Below are 6,118 nucleotides of genomic sequence, written 5' to 3'. Positions count from 1 at the left end.
GCGGGTGTAGTTCAATGGTAGAACTTTAGCCTTCCAAGCTAATAGCGTGGGTTCGATTCCCATCACCCGCTTACATATTGCAAAAGAAAGAGATGGTACTAACCGTCTCTTTCTTTTTTTGCGTTCACAGGTTTAATGACAATTTAGTGCGTGGTGCTCTCAGAGAGTATATGGCTCATTATCCTGTATCAGGATGTATCCCATGCTTGCATAAATTTCCTCACCTTAAATTTGTCCTTGATAATGGTGGACGCTGTTCAAATGAAACAGGTCTAACGCATCGTATAACGCCTGGATATACTCTTCTTTATCATATTTTATAAAAACGCTTACAAAAATAGCTTGCGTAAATCATCAGCCTGTAATACCATATCAATTAAGCGCTTAACCTTTAGGGGTAAGGTGCTTAAACTTAACTTAGATTAAGCGCTTAACCCGTGAAGGAAAGGATGGCGATCTATTCATGACAACAATTCGATTGACGATGGCTCAAGCACTGCTTCGATACCTGGATCAGCAATATATCTCGGTTGACGGGGTGGAAACCAAGTTTGTGAAGGGCATCATCGGTATTTTTGGACACGGCAACGTAACAGGCATTGGAGAAGCGCTGGAGCGTAGTCCCGGAAGCCTGACGTATATGCAAGGCAAGAATGAACAAGGCATGGTGCATACGGCAGCAGCCTATGCGAAGCAGAAGAACCGCAGACAGATCTATGCATGTACAACATCCATTGGACCTGGTGCTTTGAATATGATTACGGCGGCAGCTACCGCAACGGTGAACCGGATTCCGGTTTTATTGCTTCCTGGAGATAACTTTGCTACACGGGAACCGGACCCGGTGCTACAGCAGCTGGAAGTGAGCAGTGATTATACAATTTCAGCTACTGATCCATTCAAAGCCGTCAGTAAGTACTGGGATCGCATCGTTCGTCCCGAACAGTTGATGATTGCTGTTACACAGGCCATGCGTGTACTAACCGATCCAGCAGAGACGGGAGCAGTAACGCTCGCACTGCCACAGGATGTGCAGGCAGAGGCGTACGATTACCCCGAATCGTTCTTTGCCCGCAAAGTACATTATCTGGACCGTCGGCCTCCGGTACAAGCAGCCATTGAACGGGCAACACAGCAGATTGCCCGTGGCAGCAAGCCGCTGCTCGTTGCAGGCGGCGGTGTGTTGTACTCTGAGGCATCTGAACAGCTTGTGAAGTTTGCTGAGGCATTTGGCATTCCGATCGCCGAGACGCAGGCGGGTAAGAGCGCAGTCTCTTGGGACCACCCATTGAATGTGGGGGCCATCGGAGTTACCGGCTCTCTGGCAGCCAATAGGCTGGCGAGAGAAGCAGATGTGGTGATCGGCGTCGGTACTCGGTTCTCGGATTTTACGACGGCGTCCCACTCTGCTTTTCAACATCCAGAAGCATCATTCATTAACATCAACCTGAACGGCATGGATGCCGCCAAGCTAGGCGGGGAAGCCATTCTGGCCGATGCACGTGAAGGGTTGCAGGCTTTGCAAAAGGAATTGCAGCAAAGACAATACCGCAGTGCATATGGCGCATCCGAAGTCGCTGATCTCCGCGCTGAATGGAATGCAGAAGTGGATCGGCTGTATGCAGCACAACATGAAGCTGGACTCGCGCAGACCACAGCAGTCGGCGTTGTTAACCGGACAATTGATCCATCCTCCGTCATTGTGTGTGCGGCAGGCAGTCTGCCAGGCGATCTGCATCGTCTGTGGCGTGCGGCTGAACCAAAGACGTATCACATGGAGTATGGATTCTCCTGTATGGGGTACGAGGTAAGTGGAGCATTCGGAGCAGCACTTGCCGAGCCGGATCGTGAAGTGTACGCAATGGTCGGTGATGGCAGTTATCTGATGCTGCATTCGGAGTTTGTGACCAGTCTGCAGGAACAGAAGAAGATGACTATTTTATTATTCAACAACAATGGATTCCAGTGTATTCATAATTTGCAGCGGGAACATGGTAGTGATGGGTTCGGCAATGAGTTCCGTTATCGGGAGTCAGAAAGCGGACGACTGACCGGGGATTACATGTCAATGGACTTTGCAGCTCACGCCCGAAGCATGGGAGCCAAATCCTATAGAGCGGATACAGCAGAACAGCTGGAACAGGCACTCCGAGATGCGAAGAATGAAACGGTGAGTACGTTGATTGAGATCCCGGTCGTGCCTGGAACCAACGCAGGTGGATACGAGTCATGGTGGAATGTAGGTGTACCGGAAGTATCTGCCGAGGAAAAGGTAGTGCATGCTCATCATACGATGCAAGCCAACCGTGCCAAAGCAAGACCTTTTTAATCCGGTTTTGAGCACTGCATTCCGGGTGAAGCACAATGTTGAACGACAAAGGAGACGTGGAGCAATGAGCAAGCTGCCATTCCAGCTTGGGATTCATCCGATCAATTGGGTCGGTGAGGATGTGAAGGAGCATGGTGATGCGACAACGTGTGCACAGATTCTGGATGACATTCAGCGTCTTGGGCTGACAGGCACAGAGATGGGACGTAAGTATCCAACCGATCCTGCTATATTGCGTGAGGAATTGAGTAAAAGAAATATCAGTCTGGTCTCCCAGTGGAAATCGGTACTGTTCTCCGATCCGGCGTATCGTCAGTCGGAGTTGGACGGTTATCGCAGACATGCGGAATTCCTGCAATCCATGGGCAGTAAGGTGATTAGTACGGCGGAGGTAGGTGGGTCACTTCATTTTGATCCAAGACGGACACCGAATGAAAAAGAAGTGCTTAGACTCAGCGAATCTGAATGGCATATCCTCGCTGAAGGATTGAACGAAGCAGGAGCCATTGCCCGTGAACATGGGTTGAAGCTTACGTACCATCATCATGGAGGTACAGTGGTAGAGCAACCAGATGAGATTGATCGACTGATGGAACTAACCGATTCTTCTCTCGTGTATCTGCTCTATGACACAGGTCATGCCTACTATGGCGGAGCCGATCCACTTGAACTGCTGCGTAAACATTATGATCGGATCGCTTATATCCATCTGAAAGATATCCGCCCACATGTGTTGGATGAGGCACGCGCGGAGCAATCTGATTTTGTCGGCTGTATTCGTAGAGGGGTGTTCACCGTACCAGGAGATGGATGCATTGATTTTGCACCAATTCTGCAAGAACTGATCACACGAGGGTACGATGGCTGGGCGATGCTTGAAGGAGAGCAGGACCCTGCGATTCATAACCCATATGAGTATGCGAAGCGATCTTTGAACTATATGGAGTCGTTATACCAACACAGCTGATTCGTTCAGCATTGCAGCGGTCAGAGGCCATACTCATGAAGTGAAAAAGGAAGAAGGCCAGCAAGAGTATAACGTTACGATTGGAAAATAAACTGACCTACTCTAGCCGTTTACTAATCCTCACGAGGAATGAATATACAGTCTAGATATCCATATACAACATGTAAAATCCCACCACAGAAAGGGGCTCACATGCAATGACTTACGTATCCTTTCCCGTATCCAGGAAGAAGGATTTCACCGCGATTGGCCGACTGTGTATTGACTTGAATGCCAATGAGATCAATCGCCCGATGGAAGAGACGATGACGTTCACGAAGTATGTTGGTGGCTCTCCGGCCAATATTACGATTGGCATGTCCAGATTGGGTATGGAGACGGCTTTTATCGGTAAGATCGCCAACGACCAAATGGGCAGATTCATCCATAGCTACTTGGAGAAGAACGGCATCGACACATCGAATGTGGTAACGGACGACACCGGAGCGGTGACGGGGCTTGCTTTTACCGAAATCAAGAGCCCAACCGATTGCAGTATCCTGATGTACCGGGACAATGTAGCTGATCTGTTATTACAGGCGCAAGAGGTACAGGAGCAGTTAATTGCTGACTCCAAAGTGCTGCTAATCTCAGGCACAGCCCTTGCACAGAGCCCATCCCGTGAAGCCGTATTACAGGCACTAACGTATGCGAAAAAGCATGGCACGGTTATTGTGTTTGATCTGGACTATCGCCCATACACATGGACATCGGATGAAGAGACAGCGGTTTATTACAACCTCGCAGCCGAGAAATGCGATATCATCCTGGGCACACGTGAAGAGTTCGACATGATGGAAACATTCGACCACAATCCGGATCATAGCGATCAGGTGACTGCACAGAAATGGTTTGATTTCTCAGCGAACATCGTTGTAATCAAACACGGCAAGGAAGGGTCCATTGCTTATACGCGTGAAGGGCTTTCCCACCGTGCGGACAGCTATCCGGCAAAAGTAGTCAAAACGTTCGGCGCAGGCGACTCTTACGCGGCTGGGTTCCTGTATGGATTGATGCAGGGCTGGACAATTGAGCGCAGTATGGCGTATGGCAGTGGCGCAGCAAGTATCGTCATTTCAAGCCATAGCTGTTCGGATGCAATGCCAACGGTCGAACAGGTAAATGACTACATTGAACGTTGCAATCGGGGCGAGATTACCGTGTCCTGAAGCACGTTGCAATACTTTGAATAACGCACTCATACAGATCTATAACAATGAAACAAGTTGAATATAAGGGATCACACATAAGCGAAGGGAGACAGGGCTATGGGAAAAGGGATTTCTGAAGCGTCTGCAACAGCGACAATGGTACAAAACTGGATCGGAGGTGCCTGGGTAACCCCGGTGGCAACTCGTACGGAGCCGGTTGTGAATCCGGCTACAGAAGAAGTTATTGCACACGTGCCACTGTCTGAACAAGCAGACGTGGATCTGGCCGTACAGACGGCACGGGAAGCGTTCAAGTCCTGGAGCAGCACACCGGTTCCACGCCGTGCACGTATTCTTTTCCGCTACCAGCAGCTGCTAGTGGAGCATTGGGAAGAGCTCGCTCGCCTGGTGACGCTGGAGAATGGTAAAAGCTATGCCGAAGCCTACGGCGAGGTATTGCGTGGCATTGAGTGTGTAGAATTCGCGGCAGGTGCCCCGAATCTGATGATGGGAAAACAACTGCCTGACATCGCTACAGGACTGGAGTCGGGCATGTACCGCTACCCAATCGGTGTTATTGGAGGAATTACCCCTTTCAACTTCCCGATGATGGTGCCTTGCTGGATGTTCCCGCTAGCTATTGCGTGTGGTAACACCTTTGTTCTGAAGCCGTCCGAACGTACACCGCTGCTGGCAGGCCGCCTGGCAGAGCTGTTCAAGGAAGCGGGGCTTCCAGACGGCGTGCTCAACATCGTTCACGGTGCGCATGATGTCGTGAACGGTCTACTGGAACATAAGGATGTTCAAGCGATCTCCTTTGTCGGATCACAACCTGTGGCTGAATACGTCTACACTACTGCATCCAAGCATGGCAAACGGGTACAGGCACTCGCAGGTGCCAAAAACCACTCCATCGTTATGCCGGACGCCGATCTGGATCTAACCGTGAAAGAGATTACCAGTGCAGCTTTTGGCTCAGCAGGGGAACGTTGCATGGCATGTGCGGTGGTTGTAGCTGTGGGTGATGTGGCTGACGAACTGGTACAAAAGCTGGTGGAAGCAGCAGACCGCATTACCATTGGTAACGGGATGGATGAGGGCGTGTTCCTCGGTCCAGTAATCCGTGGACCACATAAAGAGCGCACACTCAGTTACATTGAAGCTGGAGAGCAGGAAGGCGCGGCCTTGATCCGGGATGGACGTAAGGATCAGGCGACAGGTGAATCTGGTTATTTTGTGGGACCAACGGTATTCGACCAAGTCGAGAGCAATATGAAAATCTGGCAGGATGAGATCTTTGCTCCAGTACTCTCGGTGGCAAGAGTGTCTACGCTAGAGGAAGCTGTGGAGCTTGCGAACCGTTCCGACTTTGCCAACGGGGCGTGTCTGTTCACCCGCAGCGGGGCGAGTATGCGTCAATTCCGTGAAACGATTGATGCGGGCATGTTGGGTATTAACCTTGGCGTACCTGCGCCAATGGCATTCTTCCCGTTTTCGGGCTGGAAGAAGTCCTTCTACGGTGATCTGCATGCTAATGGCACGGATGGTGTTGAATTCTACACTCGCAAGAAGATGGTAACGGCGCGCTGGTAACAACCAGAGCATCACTCGGGCTAAGGGGAACGCCCAGCC

Annotated in this window: 4 protein-coding genes and 1 tRNA gene; all 5 read left to right on the top strand. The window is 50.5% G+C overall.

All coding sequences use genetic code 11. The features are described 5' to 3' along the window. Positions 1 to 71: transfer RNA gene (locus HF638_RS28255), tRNA-Gly, on the top strand. A gap of 392 nt (positions 72 to 463) precedes the next feature. Beyond that, on the top strand, positions 464 to 2,329 hold the full coding sequence (gene iolD / locus HF638_RS28250) for a 3D-(3,5/4)-trihydroxycyclohexane-1,2-dione acylhydrolase (decyclizing) (RefSeq protein ID WP_169483207.1): 1,866 nt from the start codon (positions 464 to 466) through the stop codon (positions 2,327 to 2,329). Between the two features lie 64 nt (positions 2,330 to 2,393). Beyond that, on the top strand, positions 2,394 to 3,296 hold the full coding sequence (iolE, locus tag HF638_RS28245) for a myo-inosose-2 dehydratase (protein WP_169483206.1): 903 nt from the start codon (positions 2,394 to 2,396) through the stop codon (positions 3,294 to 3,296). Positions 3,297 to 3,493: 197 nt separating this feature from the next. After that, positions 3,494 to 4,504 (top strand): 5-dehydro-2-deoxygluconokinase, encoded by a 1,011-nt coding sequence (gene iolC / locus HF638_RS28240; RefSeq protein ID WP_100528699.1) that lies wholly within the window; start codon positions 3,494 to 3,496, stop codon positions 4,502 to 4,504. Between the two features lie 99 nt (positions 4,505 to 4,603). Continuing rightward, the gene (locus tag HF638_RS28235) at positions 4,604 to 6,079 is read left to right on the top strand and encodes a CoA-acylating methylmalonate-semialdehyde dehydrogenase (protein ID WP_282435686.1); all 1,476 of its coding nucleotides are present in this window, start codon (positions 4,604 to 4,606) and stop codon (positions 6,077 to 6,079) included. Positions 6,080 to 6,118 lie beyond the last annotated feature (39 nt).

Origin of the sequence: Paenibacillus sp. SZ31 (assembly GCF_012912005.1) — a bacterium.
Taxonomy (GTDB): Bacteria; Bacillota; Bacilli; order Paenibacillales; family Paenibacillaceae; genus Paenibacillus.
This window is presented reverse-complemented; position numbering and strand designations above follow the sequence as displayed.